The organism is Corynebacterium frankenforstense (genome assembly GCF_030211955.1).
Taxonomy (GTDB): domain Bacteria; phylum Actinomycetota; class Actinomycetes; order Mycobacteriales; family Mycobacteriaceae; genus Corynebacterium; species Corynebacterium frankenforstense_A.
In genome coordinates this window covers 26538-44695 of the sequence record NZ_JASODI010000017.1, presented here as the reverse complement: position 1 = coordinate 44695, position 18158 = coordinate 26538, and the positions used below count along the sequence as shown (strand labels likewise).

At 73.3% G+C, this 18158-nt stretch carries 17 protein-coding genes and 1 tRNA gene; 13 read left to right on the top strand and 5 right to left on the bottom strand.

Annotated elements, in window-relative coordinates:
- Window positions 1-86: 86 nt before the first annotated feature.
- From QP119_RS09110 to QP119_RS09090, 5 genes are all read left to right on the top strand, one after another.
- Window positions 87-932, top strand: coding sequence for a sulfurtransferase (locus QP119_RS09110; RefSeq protein ID WP_284775499.1), 846 nt, complete (start codon window positions 87-89; stop codon window positions 930-932).
- Entirely contained in the window at window positions 919-1500 is a 582-nt protein-coding gene (scpB, locus tag QP119_RS09105; RefSeq protein ID WP_284775498.1) for an SMC-Scp complex subunit ScpB, read from the top strand. The genes QP119_RS09110 and scpB overlap by 14 nt, the downstream gene beginning before the upstream one ends.
- An 87-nt stretch (window positions 1501-1587) precedes the next feature.
- The gene (locus tag QP119_RS09100) at window positions 1588-2442 is read left to right on the top strand and encodes a pseudouridine synthase (protein WP_284775497.1); all 855 of its coding nucleotides are present in this window, start codon (window positions 1588-1590) and stop codon (window positions 2440-2442) included.
- Window positions 2443-2459: 17 nt separating this feature from the next.
- A complete protein-coding gene (gene der / locus QP119_RS09095) occupies window positions 2460-4637 on the top strand; it encodes a bifunctional cytidylate kinase/GTPase Der (RefSeq protein WP_284775516.1) in 2178 nt (725 codons plus the stop codon).
- A gap of 52 nt (window positions 4638-4689) precedes the next feature.
- On the top strand, window positions 4690-5364 hold the full coding sequence (locus QP119_RS09090; protein ID WP_284775496.1) for a hypothetical protein: 675 nt from the start codon (window positions 4690-4692) through the stop codon (window positions 5362-5364).
- On the opposite strand, the gene QP119_RS09085 is transcribed toward QP119_RS09090, so the two are convergent.
- Window positions 5361-6158 carry a class I SAM-dependent methyltransferase gene (locus QP119_RS09085; protein ID WP_284775494.1) on the bottom strand — a complete coding sequence of 266 codons (798 nt, stop codon included), beginning with the start codon at window positions 6156-6158 and terminating at the stop codon, window positions 5361-5363. The genes QP119_RS09090 and QP119_RS09085 overlap by 4 nt on opposite strands.
- A 53-nt stretch (window positions 6159-6211) precedes the next feature.
- Here QP119_RS09085 and QP119_RS09080 point away from each other — a divergent pair, with 53 nt between their 5' ends.
- From QP119_RS09080 to QP119_RS09070, 3 genes are read left to right on the top strand one after another with little or no spacing between them, the layout of a single operon-like run.
- The gene (locus QP119_RS09080) at window positions 6212-7714 is read left to right on the top strand and encodes an ABC transporter transmembrane domain-containing protein (RefSeq protein WP_284775492.1); all 1503 of its coding nucleotides are present in this window, start codon (window positions 6212-6214) and stop codon (window positions 7712-7714) included.
- The gene (locus tag QP119_RS09075; protein WP_284775490.1) at window positions 7711-9486 is read left to right on the top strand and encodes an ABC transporter ATP-binding protein; all 1776 of its coding nucleotides are present in this window, start codon (window positions 7711-7713) and stop codon (window positions 9484-9486) included. Before QP119_RS09080 ends, QP119_RS09075 begins: the two co-directional genes overlap by 4 nt.
- Window positions 9483-10538: an alpha/beta hydrolase family esterase gene (locus QP119_RS09070; protein WP_284775488.1), complete on the top strand. Its 1056-nt coding sequence runs from the start codon at window positions 9483-9485 to the stop codon at window positions 10536-10538. Before QP119_RS09075 ends, QP119_RS09070 begins: the two co-directional genes overlap by 4 nt.
- On the opposite strand, the gene QP119_RS11825 is transcribed toward QP119_RS09070, so the two are convergent.
- The 3 genes from QP119_RS11825 to QP119_RS09060 form a co-directional block, all read right to left on the bottom strand.
- Window positions 10478-10918: a sulfurtransferase gene (locus QP119_RS11825; protein WP_336620419.1), complete on the bottom strand. Its 441-nt coding sequence runs from the start codon at window positions 10916-10918 to the stop codon at window positions 10478-10480. The two genes, QP119_RS09070 and QP119_RS11825, sit on opposite strands and share 61 nt — an antisense overlap.
- A gap of 60 nt (window positions 10919-10978) precedes the next feature.
- The gene (locus tag QP119_RS11820; protein WP_304325167.1) at window positions 10979-11293 is read right to left on the bottom strand and encodes a rhodanese-like domain-containing protein; all 315 of its coding nucleotides are present in this window, start codon (window positions 11291-11293) and stop codon (window positions 10979-10981) included.
- Window positions 11294-11359: 66 nt separating this feature from the next.
- A tRNA-Pro gene (locus QP119_RS09060) sits at window positions 11360-11436 on the bottom strand.
- Between the two features lie 157 nt (window positions 11437-11593).
- Here QP119_RS09060 and secA2 point away from each other — a divergent pair.
- From secA2 to QP119_RS09035, 5 genes are all read left to right on the top strand, one after another.
- On the top strand, window positions 11594-13894 hold the full coding sequence (secA2, locus tag QP119_RS09055; RefSeq protein ID WP_284775485.1) for an accessory Sec system translocase SecA2: 2301 nt from the start codon (window positions 11594-11596) through the stop codon (window positions 13892-13894).
- Window positions 13895-14030: 136 nt separating this feature from the next.
- On the top strand, window positions 14031-14474 hold the full coding sequence (gene odhI, locus QP119_RS09050; RefSeq protein ID WP_284775482.1) for an oxoglutarate dehydrogenase inhibitor Odhl: 444 nt from the start codon (window positions 14031-14033) through the stop codon (window positions 14472-14474).
- Window positions 14475-14570: 96 nt separating this feature from the next.
- Window positions 14571-15308: a MerR family transcriptional regulator gene (locus tag QP119_RS09045; protein ID WP_284775481.1), complete on the top strand. Its 738-nt coding sequence runs from the start codon at window positions 14571-14573 to the stop codon at window positions 15306-15308.
- A gap of 5 nt (window positions 15309-15313) precedes the next feature.
- Complete coding sequence (locus QP119_RS09040; protein WP_284775479.1) at window positions 15314-15934, top strand: bifunctional nuclease family protein; 621 nt, start codon at window positions 15314-15316, stop codon at window positions 15932-15934.
- 274 nt (window positions 15935-16208) lie between these two features.
- The gene (locus QP119_RS09035; protein WP_284775477.1) at window positions 16209-16754 is read left to right on the top strand and encodes a MerR family transcriptional regulator; all 546 of its coding nucleotides are present in this window, start codon (window positions 16209-16211) and stop codon (window positions 16752-16754) included.
- Here the strand turns inward: QP119_RS09035 and QP119_RS09030 are convergent.
- Window positions 16751-18148, bottom strand: a complete 1398-nt coding sequence (locus tag QP119_RS09030) for a vWA domain-containing protein (RefSeq protein WP_284775474.1) — start codon at window positions 18146-18148, stop codon at window positions 16751-16753. The genes QP119_RS09035 and QP119_RS09030 overlap by 4 nt on opposite strands.
- Window positions 18149-18158 lie beyond the last annotated feature (10 nt).

The window sequence follows — 18158 nt, the reverse complement described above, 5'->3', positions numbered from 1 at the left end:
CAGGGAAACGGAGACCCGGGCGTCGGCCGGAAAGGCGACGAAAGGCCTCAATCCGGGGGTGGACGGGCGGCCGTATAATCCGGCCCATGGCTGCCATCATCGACGTCGACCAGTTGTCCTCGGTGCGCCGCCGCGCGGTGCTGCTCTTCGCCACGGCGGGCGGGGCGCGCCCCACCGAGGCGATCCCCGGCTCCTTCGTGGCGGACCTCGACGGCGACTTCTCAGACCCCACCCACCCGCTGCCGAACACGGTGCCGGTCGACCCCGCGCGCGTCTTCGAGGCCTACGGCGTCAGCGACACGACCCCGGTGGTGGTCTACGACGACTCCGGGACCCCGCTCGCCCCGCGTGTGTGGTGGCTCGCCCGCGTGGCCGGCCTGCGCAACGTCGCCGTCCTCGACGGCGGGCTCGAAGCCTGGCGCGCCGCCGACCGCCCGCTCGCCGAGCCGAAGTCGGTTGACGATGCCACGCCGGGCGAGATCACCGCCGCGCCCTCCTGGGAGCTGCTCACCGACGCCGACGGCGTGCGCGAGGCGCTCGCCCTGGGCGACCGCCACGTCGTCGACGTGCGCCCGGCCGCCCGCTTCGCCGGCACCGAGCCCGAGCCGCGCGAGAACGTCCGGGCAGGCCACATGCCGGGCGCGGTCAACCTGCCCTTTACCGAGTTCCGCACCGCCGACGGGCGCTACCGCGACGTCGACGAGATGCGCGATCTGCTCGAGACCGTCCTCGGCCCGGCCGGGGCGGCGACCTTCGTCTGCGGCTCCGGGGTGACCGCCTGCGTCGGTGCCCTGGCCGCCACGCTGGCCGGCTACGGCGACGTCGAGGTCTACGAGGGGTCCTGGACCGAGTGGGGCCACGTGGACAACGACCCGGCCGAGTTTCCGGCAGTGACCGGCGACGGGGGAGAGGACCTCGATGGTCGCGCCTGAGCCCGTCGGCCAGCTGCGCTCGCGCGTCGAGTCGGTGCTGCTCGTCGTCGACCAGCCGGTGACCACCGCCGCGCTGGCCTCCGCCCTGGCCGCCGAGGAGTCCGACGTCGCCGCCGCGGTGGAGGAGATGCGCGCCGAGTACGACGCCCGCGGCATGGGCTTCGAGGTGGCGAGCACGCCCGAGGGCCACCGCCTGGTCAGCCGCCGCGACAACGCCCCGGCCGTCGAGGCCTTCCTGCTCGACGGCTCGCAGACCCGGCTCTCGCGCGCCGCGCTGGAGACCCTCGCCGTGGTCGCCTACCGCCAGCCGGTGACCCGCCGCCAGGTCGCCGCCGTGCGCGGCGTCAACGTCGACGGTGTGATGCGCACCCTGGCCCTGCGTGGGCTGATCCGCGAGGTCGAGGCCGACCCGGCCACCGGCGCGCACCGCTACGCGACCACCGAGCTCTTCCTCGAGCTGCTCGGCGTCGACTCGCTCGAGGCGCTGCCGGACCTGGCCCCGCTGCTGCCGGACATCGACGACATCGACGAGCTCGAGGCCTTCGACGCCGCCTCCCGCGGCGACTGAGCCTCACGCGCGGATGGGGTTTCCGGGGCACACGCGGGGTACGATCGGGCCCGTCAGAATCCCGTATTGAATAAGGATGTTCACCCCGTGACACCACCCGCAAGCCGAGACGGCACTCCGCAGGTATCCAACGCCCGGCCCGCACGCCACCAGCACCTCAGCGACGAGGAGCTGCGCGCCGCCCTGGCCGAGGCCTCCGGGTCGCGCTCCGACGGCGAGCGCCTGCAGAAGGTGCTCGCCCGCGCCGGCGTCGCCTCGCGCCGCCACTCCGAGCAGCTCATCGACGCCGGCCGCGTCGAGGTCAACGGCGAGACCGTGACCCGCCAGGGCGTGCGCGTCAACCCCGAGACCGACGTCATCCGCGTCGACGGGGTGCGCGTGCAGACCGACCAGTCGCTGCGCTACTTCGTGCTCAACAAGCCGCGCGGCGTCCACTCCACCATGTCCGACGACATGGGCCGGCCCTGCGTGGGCGACTTCGTCGCCGAGCAGACCGCCGCCGGCCAGCGCCTCTTCCACGTCGGCCGCCTCGACGCCGACACCGAGGGCCTGATCATGCTCACCAACGACGGCGAGCTGGCCAACCGCCTGACCCACCCGCGCTACGAGGTCTCCAAGACCTACGTGGCCACTGTGCTCGGCGAGGCCGACCGCGAGCTCGTGCGCGCCCTGTGCGAGGGCGTCGAGCTCGACGACGGCCCGGTCAAGGCCGACTCCGCGCAGATCATCGACACCTACAACGGCGAGTCGCTGGTCCGCGTCGAGCTGCACGAGGGCCGCAAGCACGTCGTGCGCCGCCTGCTCAAGGCCCTGGGCTACCCGGTCCAGCGCCTCGTGCGCACCAAGATCCACACCGTGGCGCTCGGCGAGCAGCGCCCCGGCGTCCTGCGCGCGCTCAACCGCGCCGAACTGACGAGCCTCTACAAGGCGGTGGGACTGTGACCGAGCGCTACTCCAACATGCCCGACGACGGCCTGATCCTCGCCGTCGACGGCCCCTCCGGCACCGGCAAGTCGACCACCTGCCGGGCGCTCGCCGAGCGCCTCGACGCCAAGTACGTCGACACCGGTGCCATGTACCGCGTCGCCACGCTCGCCGTGCTGCGCGCCGGCATCGACCCCGCCGACACCGAGGCCGTCACCGCCGAGACCGCGCGCCTGCGCCTCGACGTCAGCGACGACCCGCAGTCGACCGCCGTGTGGCTGGCCGGCGAGGACGTCTCCGGCGAGATCCGCGGCCCCGAGGTCACCGCCCACGTCTCCGCGGTCTCCGCGATCCCCCAGGTGCGCGAGAACCTCGTCGCCCTGCAGCGCGAGCTCGCCGAGCGCGCCCACCGCGCCATCGTCGAGGGTCGCGACATCGGCACCGTCGTGCTCGCCGACGCCCCGGCGAAGGTGTACCTGACCGCCGCCCCCGAGGTGCGCGCGAAGCGACGCTTCGACCAGGACGTCGCCGCCGGCCGCGAGGCCGACTTCGACGCCGTTCTCGCCGACGTGCAGCGCCGCGACGCCGCCGACTCCTCGCGGGAGACCTCGCCGCTGCGCCCGGCCGACGACGCCGTGACCGTCGACACCTCCGAGCTGACCCCCGACGAGGTGCTCGACCGGCTCACCGAAATCGTCGCCGCCTCGGCGGGCGACGGGATTGACGACGCCGCGCAGGTCGACGCCGCCGAGACCGAGTTCATCCAGGCGGGCTTCGACGACGCCGCCGCCTACGGCGCCGACGACTTCGACCTCTCCGCCACCGACGCCGAGCAGCTCGCCGGCACCGACTGGGACGACGTCGAGGACGCCTTCGGCGTCCAGCACCACGAGGAGGAGGCCCTGTGCACCGTCGCGGTGGTGGGCCGGCCGAACGTGGGCAAGTCCTCTCTGGTCAACCGCTTCCTCGGCCGGCGTGAAGCCGTCGTCGAGGACACCCCCGGCGTCACCCGCGACCGCGTGAAGTACCTGGCCGAGTGGACCGGGCGCCGCTTCTGGGTGCAGGACACCGGCGGCTGGGACCCCAACGTCAAGGGCATCCACGCCGCCATCGCCCGCCAGGCCGAGAGTGCGATGGCCACCGCCGACGTCATCGTCGTCGTGGTCGACGCCAAGGTCGGCATCACCGAGACCGACGAGGTCATGGCCCGCAAGCTGCAGCGCTCGAAGGTGCCGGTGATCCTCGTGGCCAACAAGGTCGACTCGCCGATGCAGCTCGGCGACGTCGCCGAGCTCTACGCGCTCGGCCTCGGCGACCCGTGGCCCGTCTCCGCCCTGCACGGCCGCGGCGGCGCCGACGTCCTCGACGAGGTGCTCAAGGCCTTCCCGGAGCACCCCCGCGAGACCTCCGTGGTCTCCGGCCCGCGCCGCGTGGCCCTGGTCGGCCGGCCGAACGTGGGCAAGTCCTCGCTGCTCAACAAGATGGCCAGCGAGGAGCGCAGCGTCGTCGACAACGTCGCCGGCACCACCGTCGACCCGGTGGACTCCCTGGTGCAGCTGGACAAGAAGCTGTGGCGCTTCGTCGACACCGCCGGCCTGCGCCGCAAGGTCAAGCAGGCCCGCGGCCACGAGTACTACGCCTCGCTGCGCACGCAGAACGCGATCGAGGCCGCCGAGGTCTGCGTCATGCTCATCGACGCCTCCGAGCCGGTCACCGAGCAGGACCAGCGCATCCTGAGCGCCGTCGTCGACGCCGGCAAGGCGCTCGTGCTCGCCTTCAACAAGTGGGACCTCGTCGACGAGGACCGCCGCACCGAGCTCGAGCGGGAGATCGACCTGCAGCTCGCCCACCTGCCGTGGGTGACCCGGGTCAACATCTCCGCGAAGACCGGGCGCGCCCTGCAGAAGCTCGAGCCCGCCATGCTCGAGGCCCTGGAGAGCTGGGACCAGCGCGTCTCCACCGGCCGGCTGAACAACTGGCTGCGCGAGACCATCGCGCAAAACCCGCCGCCGATGAAGAACAACCGCCTGCCGCGCGTCCTCTTCGCCACGCAGGCCGGCACCCGCCCGCCGACGGTCGTGCTGTTCACCACCGGCTTCCTCGACGCCGGCTACCGGCGCTACCTGGAGCGCAAGTTCCGCGAGCAGTTCGGCTTCCACGGCACCCCGGTGCGCGTGGCCGTCCGCGTGCGCGAGCGTCGCCAACGCCGGTGACCGGGCGCCGCCACCGCCGGCGCGCGCCCGCGGGGCGGTAGAGTGAGTCGCCGTGACTGAGCAACCCGAACTGCCACGGTTCCTCGAGAAGCCCGACAAGGTCGACATCTGGCTCTTCGTCGGGCTCTTCGCCGTCGTCATCTACGGGTTCGCCATGATCCCGCTGCGCGCCTACCTGCTCTCGCACCCGCTGGCCTACACGCTGCTCGTCGGCGGCTACACCTCGGCCGTGGTCTCCGGGGCCAACGCCTCGGTGGGCAACGGCGTGTGGTGGGTCTACCTTTTGTGCACCGTCTTCGGCGCGGTGAAGTTCATGCCGCTCTACTGGTGCATGGGCCGGCGCTGGGGCATGGACTTCATCGAGATGTCCGTGCAGTACATGCCGCGCATGCGCAAGCTCATCCTGCGCGCCCTCGGCTCGCGCTCGCGCAAGGCCACCCTGGTCACCTGCGGGCTCGTGCCGCTCGGCTACGCGCCCGGACCGGTGCCCAACAACGTCGTCAACGCCGTGCTCGGCCTCCTCGGCGTCTCGCTGACCGCCATGCTCGCCCTCAACGCCGCCAGCGTCGTCCTCGTCAACGGTGTCATGATGTGGCTCGGGTGGACCTTCGGCGACCAGGTCCTCGACGTCGTCCAGGTGGTCAACCGCTACCTGCTCTGGGTCACCCTGGCGCTGCTGGCCGTCGTCTTCTGGCGCGCCTGGCGCCAGTCCCGCGCCCGCTCCTAGGCCCGCTCGAGGACGAACGCGTCCGTGCGGTAGGGCAGCTCCACCGCGTCCCCCGGGCTCATCCCGGTGTGCTCGAAGAGGTACCACTCCAGGTTGCCGCGCACCCGCGCGCGCACCTTTTCGCCGTTGCGCAGCCAGTAGGAGCGCGTGGCCGTCAGCGCAAAGATGCCGTCGGTGTCCAGCCGGTCGCGCCAGCGCCCCGTCCAGCGCCGCGTGATCCGCCACGGCGCGCGCACCTCGGGGGTGAAGCCCTCGGCGAGCACGTCGCCGGAGTGCATGATGCGCGCGAGCCGCAGCACCCACGGGTCCGTCACGTCCAGCGTGTTCCACGCCAGCACCGCGCGCCCGCCGGGGCGCACCACCCGGTCCAGCTCCGCGCAGGCGGCCGCCACGTCCACCCAGTGCCACGTCTGGGCGCACGCGACGGCGTCCACCGCGGCGTCGGCAAGCGCCGTCGCCTCGGCCGTGGCACGCCAGACGGGCACGTCGACGCGCTCGGCCAGGGTGCGCGCCATGTCGGCGGCGGGCTCCACCGCCCAGACCTCGCGGCCCTCCGCGATCAGCGAGGCCGTCAGCTTGCCGGTGCCGGCGCCGACGTCGACCACGCGGGCGCAACCCTCGAGAAGCGCGGCGACCTCGGGCGGGTAGCCGGGGCGGGCGTCGTCGTAGGCGCGTGCACCGGCCCTAAAGGCGCGTGCCGACGCCGCGCGGTGGCCGGCGTCGCGGAAGCGTGGCGCGTTGACCGTCGACGGCGGGCGGTAGGCGGGGTAGTGGTCTGCGGGCGGCTGGGTCATGGCGGGAGACACTCTAGCGCGCCGCCCGCCCAGGTTGTCTACGATGAATGGTCGTGACCGCCGCCGTGAACCCCGTCCCGACCGTCCCGGGACCGCGGCCGCGCCCCTCGAAGCTGCCGGCGCCCACCGACCGGCGCTGGCTGATCAAGACCGCCATCTCGCAGCGGCCCTGGTCCTTTATCTCCGCGGCCCTGATGTCCGTGGTCTTCGTCTGCAACGGGCTGACCCCCGTCATCCTCGGCCGCGCCGTCGACGCCGCCGTGGCCACCGGGTCCACCCGGGCACTTGTGACCTGGCTGGGCGTGCTCGCCGGCGTCTTCGCCCTCAACGCCGCCGCCGGCTACGTCGGCCGGTGGCTCTTGACCTACTCGCGCCTGCTCGTCGGGCACGACCTGCGCATGGCCGTCACCGACCGCATCATGGACCCGCGCGGGGTCGGCGGGCGCCGGCGCACCCCCGGCGCGCTGCTCTCGGTGGCCTCCACCGACACCCAGCGCGTGGCCGACGTGGTGATGATGACCGTCTTCCCGGTCGCCGAGGTCGTCTCCGTGCTCTACGTCGCCGTGGCCATGGCGGTGATCTCCCCGCCGCTGGGCCTGGCGATCCTCGTCGGCGGCCCGCTGATCGTCGCCGTCTCGCTGCGCGCCGCCCGCCCGCTCAAGCGTCGCTCGCGTGAGCGCCAGCGCGCTCTGGCCAAGACCGCGGGGCTGGCCGCCGACGTCGTCGAGGGCCTGCGCACGCTCAAGGGCCTGGGCGCGGTGCACGTCGTGGACAGCCGCTACGCCGGCGCCTCCGCCGAGGCCTACCGGGCGACCGTCGCCGCCGACGCGGCACGGGCCGGGCTCAACGTGCGCACCGAGGTCGTCGGCTCCTGCTACGTCATCGGCGTGGCCCTGGCCGCCGGGTGGCTCGGCGCCACCGGCCGGCTGAGTGTCGGCGAGCTGATCACCCTGATCGGCCTAACCCAGTTCATCATCCACCCGATGACCATGCTGGGGCGCAACCTCGCCTCCCACTGGGCCACCGCGCAGGCCTCCGCCCAGCGCATCGTCGAGGTGCTCACTGCCCCGCCCGCCCACGGCGAGCGGCGCACGGACCCCGTGCGCCTGCCGGAAGGGCTGACCGTCGTGCGCAGCGCCCCCGCGGCCGAGACCTTGGCGACGCTGCCCGCCGACGTCGTCGTCGCCCCGCACGACGCCCGCCTCTTCGAGGGCACCGTCGGCGAGAACGTCCACCCCGACCCGGAGCGTGCCGCCGCCGCACTCGAGGCCGCCTGCGCGACCGACATCCCCGGCGGGGCCGACCGCGAGGTCGGCGAGGGCGGGCGTGCCCTGTCCGGCGGGCAGCGCCAGCGTGTCGCACTCGCGCGCGCCCTGGCCACGGGGGCGGACCAGCTGATCCTGCAGGACCCGACCACGGCCGTGGACTCGGTGACCGAACAGCTCATCGTCGCCGCCGTCGCCCGCGCCCGGGCCGGCCGCCACACCGTCGTGGTCACCGACTCGCCGGCCTGGCGTGCCGTGGCCGACCGCACGGTCGAGGAGATCGAGCTGTGAGAGCGCCGGAGAGCACGGGCGCGCGCTTCCCGCTGGCCACCTGGGCCCAGGTGCGCGCCGAGGTCGCCGCCCGCCTGCGCGACCTCCCCGGCGCGCGCCGACGGGGGCTCATCGCCGTGCTGCTGCTCGCCGCCGGCGCCGGGGCCAACGTCATGGTCCCGCGGCTGCTCGGGGTGGTCGTCGACATCGTCACCGCCGGCGACGGCGCCGGCGGGCTCGTGCGCGTCGCGCTCTGGCTCGCCGTGGCCGCCGTGGTGGCCGCCGTGCTGCAGGCCGGCGGGTTCTTCCTGGTCTCCCGCGAGGTCGAGCGCGTCATCGCCGCGCTGCGCGGGCGCATGGTCGGCACCGCGCTCGGCCTGCCCGTCCACGAGGTCGAGGCCGCCGGCTCCGGCGACCTGGTCAGCCGCTCGACCGACGACGTCGCCGAGCTCTCCGCCGCCGTCAGCGAGACGGTGCCCATCCTCTCGCGCTCGGTGTTCATGATCGCCGCGACCGTCGTCGCCCTGGCCGGCCTGGACTGGCAGTTCCTGCTGGTGCCCCTGGTCGCGCTGCCGTTCTACTGGATCGCCGGGAAGCGTTACCTGGCCCGCGCCCCGCGCCGCTACGCCGAGGAGCGCGCGAGCATGGCCGACCGCGCCCGCCGCGTGCTCGAGGCCATCCACGGCCGCGAGACCGTGCGCGCCTACGGCACCGAGGACCGCGTCCACGGGCGCATCGGGAAGGCCAGCGCCCGCGTCGTCGAGACCGGCCTGAGCGCGCGCACCACCATGCTCACCCTGCAGACCTGGGTGACCTTCTGTGAGTTCCTGCTGCTGGCCACCGCCCTGACCGTCGGCTTCCACCTCGCGCGCACGGACGTGCTCAGCGTCGGGGCCGTCACCGCCGCGGTGCTGATGCTGGTGCGCCTGCGCGGCCCGCTGCTGATGTTCATGCGCGTGCTCGACACCGTCCAGTCGGCCTACGCGTCGCTGGCGCGCATCGTCGGCGTCGTCGTCGAGGCCCCCGAGCCCGTCGCCGACTCCTGCGCTCCCGTGCGCGGCGGCACCGCCCGCCTCGAGGACGTCACCTTCACCTACCCGGGCACCGACGGGCCCGCTGTGCGCGACGTCTCGCTGGAGCTCGCGGCGGGGGAGGCGCTCGCCGTCGTCGGCGCCTCCGGGGCCGGCAAGACCACCGTGGCCGCCTTGCTGGCGGGCCTGCGCGTGCCGGACTCGGGCCGCGCGCTCATCGACGGCGTCGACGTCGCCGGCCTCTCCGATGCCGAGCGCGTGCGCCGCCTGGCGCTGATCAGCCAGGACGTCCACGTCTTCTCCGGCACCCTGCGCGACGACCTCACCCTGGCCCGCCCCGACGCCGCCGACGGCGCCCTCGAGGACGTGCTGGCCCGCGTCGGCGCGCGCTGGTACCGCGACCTGCCCGACGGCCTGGACACCGAGGTCGGCGCCCGCGGCGAGCAGCTCGACCCGGTGGCCGCCCAGCAACTGGCCCTGGCCCGCGTGCTCCTGCTCGACCCCGAGATCGTCGTCATGGACGAGGCCACCGCCGAGGCCGGCTCCGCCGGTGCGGAGGCACTCGAGGCCGCGGCCGCCGAGGTCACCCGCGGGCGCTCGGCGGTGGTCATCGCCCACCGCCTCGACCAGGCCGCCCGCGCCGACCGCGTGCTCGTCATGGACGATGGGCGCGTCGTCGAGTCCGGCCCGCACGCCGAGCTCGTCGCCGCCGGCGGCGCCTACGCGCGCCTCTGGGACGCCTGGAGCCGGGGCCGGACATGAGGGTCATCCGCGGCATCGACCGCACGCTCGCGGTGCGCGTCGCGCTGGCCGGGCTGGCAGCGGGTGCACTGCTCACGGGCGTGCTGAGCGCGGCGTCGGAAAGCGACCACGACGACGCGCGGCAACCGCAACCGACGCACCAGGCCCAGCCGCCCGAACACGCCCGCGACTACGCGCACGGTGACCCGGACGCCTTCATCCGCGACGACGCCGTCCCGCTGACCGGCCCCGCCCCGGGCGCCACCGAGCGCGTGGAGCTTTCCGCCGCCGGCTGGGACCGCAGCGCGCTGGTCCACGTGCCGGACACCCCGGCGCCGGCGGAAGGCCTCCCGGTCGTCTTCGTCTTCCACGGCCTCGGCGAGGACGCCGAGACGGCCCGGCGCTACACCGGCTTCGACGGCACGGGCGCGATCGTCGTCTACGGCACGGGCCTGCCGTCCTCGCAGGGCCGGCCCTCCTGGCAGGGCGCGCCCTACTCGCCGGCCGGGGCCACCGACGCCGACGTCGCCTACGTGCGCCAGCTGCTCTCGCGGCTCGCGGCGACCTACCCGGTCGACCGGGACCGCGTCTACGCCGCCGGCTTCTCCAACGGCGGCGGCTTCACGGCGCTTCTGGCCTGCCGCGCCCCGGAGGTCTTCGGGCGCGTGGCCGTGGTCTCGGGCGCCTACTACGACGGCGTCTTCACCGACTGCGCCGAGCGCCCCGTCGGCCTGCTCGACATCCACGGCACCGCCGACGAGACGATCGGCTACGGCGGGGGAGAGCGCCACGGCGCGCACTACCGCTCCCCGGCCGAGGTCGTCGCCGAGCGGGCACGCATCAACGGCTGCGGCGGCCGGCCGCGCGAGGAGGAGGCCGCCCCGGGCGTCGTGTGGTCCCACCACCCGGAGTGCCCGGTGCCGGCCGAGGCCTACCGCGTCGAGGGCGGCCGCCACGCCTGGACGGGCTCGCCCGCGGACACCGGCTCGCCCGCCCCGGCCGGCTTCGCCTCCTACACGGTCCTCGAGTTCTTCGGGCTGGCCGCCAGCCACTCGGCCAGCGAGCCGTCGTAGACCGCGACGTCGTCACGCCCCAGCTGCGCCAGGCGCAGCGCGTCCATCGCGGCGGTGATCCCGCCGTGGCAGTAGGTGATCGTGCGCTTCCCCGGATCCAGCGCGCCGCAGGCCTCGGCCTCCTCGCGCGGGTAGCCGCTCATCGCCGGGAGGTTCACCGCGCCCGGGATGTGCCCGGCCCCGGCGTACTCCTGGGGGCTCAGCGCGTCGACGAGCACCACCCGGTCGTCGTCGGCGGCCGCGTCGACCTCGGGGGTCGAGGCGATCAGCTCCGGGCGACGCCGCGCGGTGAACTCGGCGGGCGCGCGGTTCTCGAAGCCGGCGGCGATCAGCCCGCCGGTCTGCTTCCAGGCGGGCAGCCCGCCGTCGAGGACGGCCACCGCGTCGTGACCCTCGAGGCGCAGGTTCCACCACAGGCGCGCGGCCCACAGCGTCGGGCCCTAGTCGTAGACGACGACGGTGTCGCCGTCGCCGATCCCCAGAGTGCCGGCCTGCACGGCGAAGTCGGCGCTGTCGAGCGCCATGAACGGCAGGTCGGTGTCGGTGCGCGAGAAGGCGCCGGCCAAGTCGGCGTGCACGGCGCCGGGGATGTGGCCCGACTCGTAGACCTCGCGGCCGGTCGGGGTGCCCCCGGGCACGGTGGTCACGTCGACGACCACCACGTCGTCGAGATGGGCGGAAAGCCACCCGGCGGCCACGACGGGCCCGGGGAGTTCGACGGTGTGCTGTGCGTTCTGCTGCTCGTTGTCGGTCATGGCAGAAGTCTACCGGCCCCACGGCACGCGAAAAGCGGGCCGACGCTCTCGCGCCGACCCGCCGGTTGGTCGGACTGACAGGATTTGAACCTGCGACCCCTACACCCCCAGTGTAGTGCGCTACCAAACTGCGCCACAGTCCGCCGCCGCGAACCCGGTCACCCGGCGTTCGCAACTGCCCCAGAATACAACACGACCCCGCACAAATGAAAACGGCTGGTGGCGAGGCGAAGTGCGGGGTGAAACCGCGGTGCGGTTAGGCTGGGCGGGAAGACGGGTCCACGACCGGGAGGTTCCACGGTGGCAGCATTCGACTGGTTCTGGCGCGCCATGGGCGCGAGTGGCAGCCGCGACCGCAAGCGCGGCCAGGCGACCGCCGGCAAGGCCGGGGAGCGCGCCCGGGAGATCGAGACGCTTGACGACGCCGCGGTGGTCGCCGCCGCGCGCGACTCGTTGCGCGAGCGCGGCGGGGAGACCGTCGTGGCCGACGAGCCGACGTTTTTGGCCGCGCTCGGCGTGGCCGCCGGGCGCACCGTGGGGCTGCGCCCGTTCCCGGTGCAGGCTCAGGCGGTGCTGCGCCTGGTCGCCGGCGACGTCATCCAGATGGCCACCGGCGAGGGCAAGACGCTCGTCGGTGCGATGGCCGCCACCGGCTTCGCCCTGACCGGCAAGCGCGTGCACGTCATCACCGTCAACGACTACCTGGCCGGCCGCGACGCGGAGTGGATGCGCCCGCTCGTCGAGTTCTTCGGGCTGACCGTCGGCTCGGTGGGGGAGGACTCCACCCCCGCCGAGCGCCGCGCGGCCTACGCCTGCGACATCGTCTACGGCCCGGTCAACGAGATCGGCTTCGACCTGCTGCGCGACCGCCAGGTCACCGACCGCGCCGAGGAGGTCCAGGCCGCCCCCGACGTCGCCCTCGTCGACGAGGCCGACTCCGTGCTCGTCGACGAGGCCCTGGTCCCGCTCGTGCTCGCGGGTGCGGCCCCGGGGACCGCCCCGGCCGGCCGGATCACCGAGGTGGTCCGCCGCCTGCGCGCCGAGCGCGACTACACCGTCGACGCCGACGGGCGCACCGCCTTCCTCACCGATGAAGGCGCCGGGCGCGTCGAGCGTGCCCTCGGCATCGACTCGCTCTACGACGACGAGCACGTGGGCACCACCTTGGTGCAGGTCAACCTGGCCCTGCACGCCGAGGCGCTGCTGCACCGCGACGTCGACTACATCGTGCGCGACGGCAAGATCCGCCTCGTCGACGCCTCCCGCGGCCGCGTGGCGGACCTGCAGCGCTGGCCCGACGGCATCCAGGCCGCCGTGGAGGCCAAGGAGGGCCTCGACGTCACCGAGGGCGGCCGGATCCTGGACACGATGACCATCCAGGCGCTCATGGGCCGCTACCCGATGGTCTGCGGCATGACCGGCACCGCCGTGGAGGCCACCGACCAGCTGCGCCAGTTCTACGGGCTGGGCGTCTCGGTCATCCCGCGCAACCGGGAGCTGACCCGCTTCGACGAGGCCGACCGCATCTATGCCACGGCCGCGGAGAAGAACCGCGCCATCGTCGAGGAGATCGCCCTGCTGCACGCGGAGGGCCGCCCGGTGCTCGTGGGCACCCACGACGTCGCCGAGTCCGAGCAGCTCGCCGAGGTGCTGCGCGAGCGCGGCGTCGACGTCAACGTGCTCAACGCCAAGAACGACGCCGAGGAGGCCGGCATCATCGCCGAGGCCGGCGACCTGGGCCGGGTGACCGTCTCCACCCAGATGGCCGGCCGTGGCACGGACATTCGCCTCGGCGGCGCCGACGAGACGGACCACGACGCCGTGGTCGCCCGCGGCGGCCTGGCCGTTTTGGGCACCTCCCGGCACAAGACCGCCCGCCTGGACAACCAGCTGCGCGGCCGCGCCGGCCGCCAGGGCGACCCGGGCCTGACGCTCTTCTTCGTCGCCCTCGACGATGACGTGGTCGCCGCGGGCGGCGCCGACGAGAAGGTCGTGGCCCACCCGGCCGCGGACGGCCGGATCGAGGAGAAGCGCATCCAGGAGTTCGTGGACCACTGCCAGCGCGTCACGGAGGGCCAGCTGCTCGAGATCCACGCGCAGACCTGGCGCTACAACAAGCTGCTGACCGACCAGCGCGAGATCATCGACGGCCGCCGCGACCGCCTGCTCGACACCGACCAGGCCTGGCGGGAGCTCTCCGAGCGCGCTCCCGAGCGCGCCGCGGAGCTCTCTGAGCTGGACGAGGCGACGCTGGTGGCCGCCGCCCGGGAGATCATGCTCTACCACCTCGACGACGCCTGGGCCGAGCACCTGGCGCTCATGGACGACGTACGCGAGTCGATCCACCTGCGCGCGATCGCCCGCGAGACGCCCCTGGACGAGTACCACCGCATCGCGGTGCGTGAGTTCAAGGACCTGGCCCAGCGCGCTGTCGACGAGGCGGTGGCGACCTTCCGCGAGGTCATCATCGACGCCGAGGGCGCGCACCTGGCCGACGGCGGCCTCGTCCGGCCGTCGGCGACGTGGACGTATATGGTCTCTGATAACCCGTTGTCCTCGCACGGCTCGGTGATCAGCTCGATCGGCAACATCTTCCGCTGATCAGGTTTATTGCGCCGCGCTGAGCTGGGCGGACGGCGGGGAATGCCCCCAGGGCGGCCCACACCGCCTCCGGTGAGTGCGACAGACCGCTATCATGTAGTCAGTATTTCTTCGTCGATGTGGAGGTTTGAGAGACATGAGCGAGAACTCCGGCAACACGGGGTCCCTGGACCCGCAGGTGGAGACCACGTCGGTCTTCCGTGCGGACCTGCTCAAGGAGATGGAGTCGTCGGCCGGTTCCGACGCCTCCGCCACGAGCGCGGACAACCTTCCCGCCGGCGCCGGGCTCCTCGTGGTCAAGCGTGGCCCGAACGCGGGCGCCCGGTTCCTTCTCGACCAGGAGACCACCAGCGCCGGCCGCCACCCGGAGTCGGACATCTTCCTCGACGACGTGACCGTCTCGCGTCGCCACGCGGAGTTCCGTCGCACCGAGGACGGCGGCTACGAGGTCGTCGACGTGGGAAGCCTCAACGGCACCTACGTCAACCGCGAGCCGCGCAACTCCCAGGTGCTCGCCACCGGCGACGAGATCCAGATCGGCAAGTTCCGTCTGGTCTTCCTCGCCTCGCCGAACAACTGACGGCGCCGCGGCGCTTGAGCGCGCCGCACCCGCCGGGCCGCCCCGTGGGCGGTCCGGGCCCCTGGAAACCCCCGAGTTAGAGATGTGACCGACGAAGTGAGTGCAGCACCCAAGTCCGCCGCAGTGCGCAAGAAGACCACCGGTACCGGCTCGTCGAAGACGATGTCGATCGGCGTGGTGCTGGAGAAGCTGCGCGCCGAGTTCCCGGACGTGACGGTCTCCAAGATCCGGTTCCTCGAGTCTGAGGGCCTGGTCACCCCGCAGCGCACCGCCTCGGGCTACCGGCGCTTCACCGCCGAGGACGTGCAGCGCCTGCGCTACATCCTGGTCACCCAGCGCGACAACTACCTGCCGCTGAAGGTCATCCGCGAGCAGCTGGAGGCCATGGACTCCGGTCAGGTCACCGCGATCCTGACGGCGGGGGAGACGGCCACCATCGTCGACCCGGAGAGCTTCCGGGCCCCGGTGGCCACCCGGCTGACCGACTCGGACGTCGCCGAGCAGGCCGGCGTCGCGGAGGAGACCGTCGCCGCGCTGATCGACGCGGGCCTGATCACCCCGGACGCCGCCGGCTTCTTCACCGCCAACGACGTCTCCGTGGTCACCACCGCCGACGCCCTGCACGGCTTCGGCATCGACGTGCGCCACCTGCGCAGCGTGCGCAACCAGGCCCGCCGCCAGGCCGACCTGATCGTGCGCGCCGCCGGCCCGCTGGCCAACAGCTCCTCGGCCGGTGCGCGCCAGCGCGCGGAGGAGACCGCGCAGCAGCTCAGCGCCCTGCTGATCTCGCTCGACGCGGCGCTGATCAAGAACGCGCTGCGCGAAGAGCTCTGAGCGGCATGGCCGACGACCTGCGCGACATCACCTTCGAGGGCGTCTTCTCCGTGGGGCCCGAGGGCTTCTGCTGCGCCGTGCTGCGCGACCCGGAGACCAACCGGATCATGCCGGTGTGGATCTCCACCGTCGCCGCCGCTGCCCTCGAGGCCCGCGCGGCCGGCTACTCGCCGCGCCGCCCCGGCACCCACGAGCTGCTCGCCGACGCCCTGGCCGAGCCCGGCCCCGGGGTCACCGACATCGTGGTCAACGCCGCCAGCGAGGGCGTGTTCATGGCGACGATCGTGCTCAACGGCGGTGAGCGTCTCGACGCCCGCGTCTCCGACGCTCTGGTGCTCTCCCTGCTGGTGGACGCCCGGCTGACCGCCGAGGCCGAGGTGCTCGACCAGTACGCCTTCTTCCTGCCGCCCGAGCAGGCCCGCGAGTACTTCCACGCGGACTTCGGCCCCGAGGCCGCCGGCGACGACGAGGTCAGCCCCGACTCCGCCTCCGGCGACGCGCAGGCCGACGCCGACTTCGCCGAGATGATGCGCGAGCTCGGCGTCGACGAGTCCGAGTTCGGCGCGGCCGGCCCCGACACGGGCGCCGGCCCTGACTCCGCCGACGACTGCGACTCCGACGACTGAGCGGCCTCGGCCGGGTCGGTCCCCGGGGTTCACCGCGGGGGAGTGAAAAACTTTCATCCCCGCCGCTCTCAATGTGGCACACATCACGTAAACGCGGTTAAAGCTGTTACTGCTGTTAAACGTGATGACAACCGTGGCATTCCGGTCTAAGCTTCAAGTAAAGGTTGAAGGTTTGGGCGTGTCGCCACGTCCGCGCTTGACGGCCCTCTAATCTTGGCCTTGAATGAAAGAGCACGGACACGCGCCGTGAATCGAACGCCATGGGAGTAATTACGTGACCACCAACGAGCACCCCGTCCAGGAGTCGCTGTTCGACGTCGGAACGAGCGACGAGGTCGGCTACCGGGTGCCGATCGCCTGCCAGGTCGCCGGCATCACCTACCGCCAGCTGGACTACTGGGCACGCACCGACCTGGTCAAGCCGTCGATCCGCGGGGCCCGCGGCTCCGGATCGCAGCGCCTGTACTCCTTCCGCGACATCCTCGTCCTCAAGATCGTCAAGCGGCTGCTCGACACCGGGATCTCGCTGCAGAACATCCGCCTGGCTGTGGCCAGCCTGCGCGACCGCGGCGTCGACGACATCGCCGAGATCACCCTGGTCTCCGACGGCACCACCGTCTACGAGTGCCGCTCGGCCGACGAGGTCGTCGACCTCCTCGGCGGCGGCCAGGGCGTGTTCGGCATCGCCGTGCCCGGCATCGTCCGCGAGCTCAGCGGCACCATCCAGGCGTTCCCCTCCGAGCGCGTGGCCGACGACGAGGCCACCGTCATCGGCGTCGACGAGCTCGCCGCCCGCCGGCGCGCCCGCCAGAGCTCCTAGCTCTCCACTCCCGCGAGGCGGGCGACCGCCTCATCGAGAGCCCTGCCACCGTCAGCCTTGGCGGTGGCTTTCGCGTTCTCGGACAGGACCTTGTCGGTCTCGCCGTCGCCGACGTGCACGACAGCGAGTTCGACGTTCTCGCCCAGCGCGTCCTTCAGCGCGGAGCGGAAGGACTCGTCGTCCATGTCGCCGGGCGCGGTGCCCGTGGTGACCACGACGAGGCCCACGGGCTTTCCGGTCTGCGCGGCCTGCGACTGCACGCTGCCCAGTGCCGCGAGCACGGAGGTGCGCGTCATCGGCACGCCGCCGGTGCCCAGCGCGTCGACCACGCCCTCGACCTGGGAGCCGTCGCCGAAGCCCAGGTTGGTGCGGTAGGGGACGGTCACCCCGGGGTTCAGCGGCGAGGAGTAGTTCCACAGCGCCACCGCGTGCCCGTCGGAGGCGAGCTCCGCGGCGGGCTTGCCCACCGCCGCGCCCAGGTGGTCGGCCTGCGGCTCCATGGCCGCGGAGGTGTCCACGAGGAAGAGCGTGTCGTGCGCGGCGCCGTCAGCCGACTCCGAGGCCCGTTCACCGCCGGCAACTGCGCCATTACCCGCCGCCGCGTAGAGCGCGTCGTCCGGGCGTTCGGTCTCAGCTTCGGCCCCCTCCTGCTTACCGGCGAACTCGGTGAAGTCGGCCGCCGCGCGGGTGACCTCCTCGTCCGCCTCGGCGCCGGCGGCGTCGAGCGGGATGGCCGCAAGACTCAGCTCCGCGCCCTCGATCGGCGTGAACGTCGTGCCCTCCGGCGCGGTGGCCTCGGTCGCGACGACCGGGCGGGAGCCGTCGGCGTCCGCGAGCTTCTCGCCGCGGTCGCGCGTGAGCAGCTCGGCGGCGTTGTCGCCGGCCAGCTTCGCCGCCGCGGTGACGGCGATGTCGGTCTGGTCCCCGGCGGGGTAGACCACCTGGTCGGCGGCCGTGTCCTTGGGATCCGCGGCCTCGCGGGCGGCCAGGCCCACGGCCTTCGTGCCCGCCGGCTGCGGCGAGGCGGTGCCGCGCGAGCGGTCGGCGGCCTTGAGCGCGGCGTCCGCGGCCGGCGAGTCCACGCCCACGAACACCGCGGCGTCGGCCACCGGGGCCGTCTCGGGCACGATGCAGTGGTCGCGCACCACCGGCGCGGAGTCGCGGTAGGCGTTCATCAGCTCCTCGGCGGCGCCGGGGAAGGCCTCGGCGACCGGCAGCGTCAGCTCGCCCTCGATGCAGTCACTCTCGGCCTCGCTGCGCGCGTCGCGTTCGCTGTCGCGCAGCGCGAACCACGCGACGAGCGCGGCGATCAGCGCGATGACGAGGATCACCGCGACGATCAGCCAGCCCGCGACCTTGGGGGAGTCCGTGTCCGTCCTGTGCCGGCCTGCCACTGTTGGGTTT